Genomic DNA, 2,844 nt, shown 5'->3' on the forward strand with positions numbered 1-2,844 from the left:
GGAGACTGTTTTCGATGCGTATTCTGGTCACCGGCGGCGCCGGCTTCATCGGCTCGGCCCTGGTCCGTCGCCTGATCGAGCACACCGACCACGAGGTGCTGGTGTTCGACAAACTGACCTATGCGGGTCTGCTCAGCTCGCTGGAGCCGGCGGCCACCAGCAACCGTTACGGCTTTGTCCAGGCTGACATCTGCGATGCGGACGCGGTCGCCGCGGCCCTGGCCGACTTCCGTCCGCATGTGATCGCCCATCTGGCGGCCGAGAGCCATGTCGATCGCTCGATCGACGGCCCGGGCGAGTTCGTCCAGACCAATGTTGTGGGCACCTTCACCATGCTGCAGCAGGCGCTGGGCTATTACCGGGGTCTGGACGAGGCGGCAAAGGCCGCCTTCCGTTTCCACCATATCTCGACCGATGAGGTGTTCGGCTCTCTGGGCGAGACGGGGCTGTTCAGCGAGACCACCCCCTATGATCCGCGCTCGCCCTATTCGGCGTCCAAGGCGGCTTCTGACCACCTCGTCAGCGCCTGGGGCCATACCTATGGCCTGCCGGTCCTGATGACCAACTGCTCGAACAACTACGGCCCCTATCATTTCCCCGAGAAACTGATCCCCCTGATCATCATCCGCGCCCTGAATGGTGAGCCCCTGCCGGTCTATGGTGACGGATCGAACGTGCGCGACTGGCTGTTTGTCGACGATCACGCCCGGGCGCTGCAGGCGGTGTTCGAGCGCGGCCGTCCGGGCCAGACCTACAATGTCGGCGGCAATGCCGAGCGCCGGAACATCGATGTGGTCAAGGCCATCTGCGCCACCCTCGACCGGCTGCAACCCCGCGCCGACGGCAAACCCTATGCCGACCAGATCACCTTTGTGACCGATCGTCCGGGCCACGACGCCCGCTATGCCATCGACGCGACCAAGATCCGCGACGAGCTGGGCTGGACCCCGTCGGTGACCTTCGAGGAGGGCGTCGAGCGGACGGTGCGCTGGTACCTGGGCAACCGGTCGTGGTGGCAGGCCATCCTCGACGGGCGCTACAAGACCGAGCGGCTGGGCGTCGCCCATGGCTGAGGTTGGGCCTGAAGACGTCATCGACGTACTGATCACCGGCGGGGCCGGGCAGGTGGGTCTGGAACTGGCCCGGTTCGCCTGGCCGGAGCGGGTGCGGCTGCATATGCCGACGCGGGATCAGCTGGATCTGGGGGATGCGGACGCGGTGCGCGCCTTGTTCGCCGCCACTCCGTTCAAGGCGGTGATCAACTCCGGGGCCTGGACCGCCGTCGACAAGGCCGAGACCGAGGTGGCGGCCGCCTTTGCCGCCAACGCTATGGGGCCGGCCGTGCTGGCCGAGGTCACGCGAGCGGCGGGCGTTCCCCTGATCCAGGTCTCGACCGACTATGTCTTCGACGGCACGGCCGAGGCCGACTACGCCGAGAGCGATCCGGTGGGGCCCCTCGGCGTCTATGGTGCCTCCAAACTGGCGGGCGAGGTCGCGGTGCGGACCGGCAACCCCCGCTCTGTGGTGTTGCGGACGGCCTGGGTGCTGAGCCCGCACCGGGCCAACTTCCTCAAGACCATGCTGAGGCTGGCCGTAGACCGGCCAGCCCTGCGGGTCGTCGACGACCAGACCGGCTGTCCGACCTCGGCGAAGGATATTGCCGAGGCCCTGGCCACTATCACCCTGAAGATGATCGCCGATCCGGCAGCGCCGACGGGTGTCTATCATTTCGTCAATGGCGGCTCGACCAGCTGGGCCGGACTGGCGCGCGAGATCTTCGCACTCAGCGCGGCCCGTGGCGGGCCCTCCGCCGCCGTTGAGGGCATCACGACGGCGGACTATCCGACGCCGGCCCGCCGCCCGGCCAATTCGCGCCTGTCGACGTTCAAGATCACCCGCGACTACGGGATCACGCCGCGTCCATGGAAGGACGCCGTGGCCGATATCGTCGCCGAACTGCATGAGGAGACGCCGCGATGAAGGGCATTATTCTGGCCGGCGGATCGGGCACGCGCCTGCATCCGATGACCCTGGTCACGTCCAAGCAGCTGATGCCGATCTACGACAAGCCGATGATCTATTATCCGCTGTCGACCCTGATGCTGGCCGGCATCCGCGAGGTCCTGATCATCTCGACCCCGCGCGATACGCCCAGTTTCCAGGCCCTGCTGGGCGACGGATCGAAATGGGGCATGGACATCCAGTATGCGGTCCAGCCCAGCCCTGACGGTCTGGCCCAAGCTTATATCATCGGGGCCGATTTCGTCGCCGGCGGACCCTCGTCGCTGATCCTGGGCGACAACATCTTCTACGGCCACGGCATCATCGACCTGTTCAAGAGCGCCATGGCCCGGCCGACGGGGGCCTCGGTCTTCGCCTATCATGTCAATGATCCAGAGCGGTACGGCGTGGTCGAGTTCGACCGCGACATGCGCGCCCTGTCGATCGAGGAGAAGCCCCCGGTCCCTAAATCGCCCTGGGCGGTCACGGGCCTGTATTTCTACGACGAACAGGTCGTCGACATCGCCGCCAATCTGAAACCCTCCGCGCGGGGCGAGCTGGAGATCACCGACGTTAACCGCGAGTACCTGAACCGCGGCCAACTGTCGGTCGAGATCATGGGCCGGGGCTTCGCCTGGCTGGACACCGGCACGCCCGACAGCCTGCTGGAGGCCGCAGAATTCGTGCGCACCCTCGAGAAGCGCCAGGGCTTCAAGATCGCCTGCCCCGAGGAGATCGCCTTCGACCAGGGCTTCATCGACCGGGCGCAGATGGAGACCATCGTCAGCGCGCTGGGCAAGAGCGACTACGGCCGATACCTGAAACACACGGTGCTGGAGCGGA

3 protein-coding genes are annotated in these 2,844 nt (G+C 66.3%); all 3 read left to right on the forward strand.

Features of this window, described 5'->3' with window-relative positions; translation table 11 throughout:
- The first annotated feature begins 14 nt into the window (after positions 1-14).
- The gene (gene rfbB, locus Q8S30_RS04100) at positions 15-1,073 is read left to right on the forward strand and encodes a dTDP-glucose 4,6-dehydratase (RefSeq protein WP_305664771.1); all 1,059 of its coding nucleotides are present in this window, start codon (positions 15-17) and stop codon (positions 1,071-1,073) included.
- Positions 1,066-1,980, forward strand: coding sequence for a dTDP-4-dehydrorhamnose reductase (gene rfbD, locus Q8S30_RS04105; protein ID WP_305664769.1), 915 nt, complete (start codon positions 1,066-1,068; stop codon positions 1,978-1,980). Before rfbB ends, rfbD begins: the two co-directional genes overlap by 8 nt.
- The coding region (gene rfbA, locus Q8S30_RS04110; RefSeq protein WP_305664770.1) for a glucose-1-phosphate thymidylyltransferase RfbA at positions 1,977-2,844 on the forward strand (868 nt) is incomplete at its 3' end. The genes rfbD and rfbA, both read left to right, overlap by 4 nt.

This window comes from Frigidibacter sp., assembly GCF_030695035.1.
In the GTDB taxonomy this organism is placed as follows: domain Bacteria; phylum Pseudomonadota; class Alphaproteobacteria; order Rhodobacterales; family Rhodobacteraceae; genus Frigidibacter.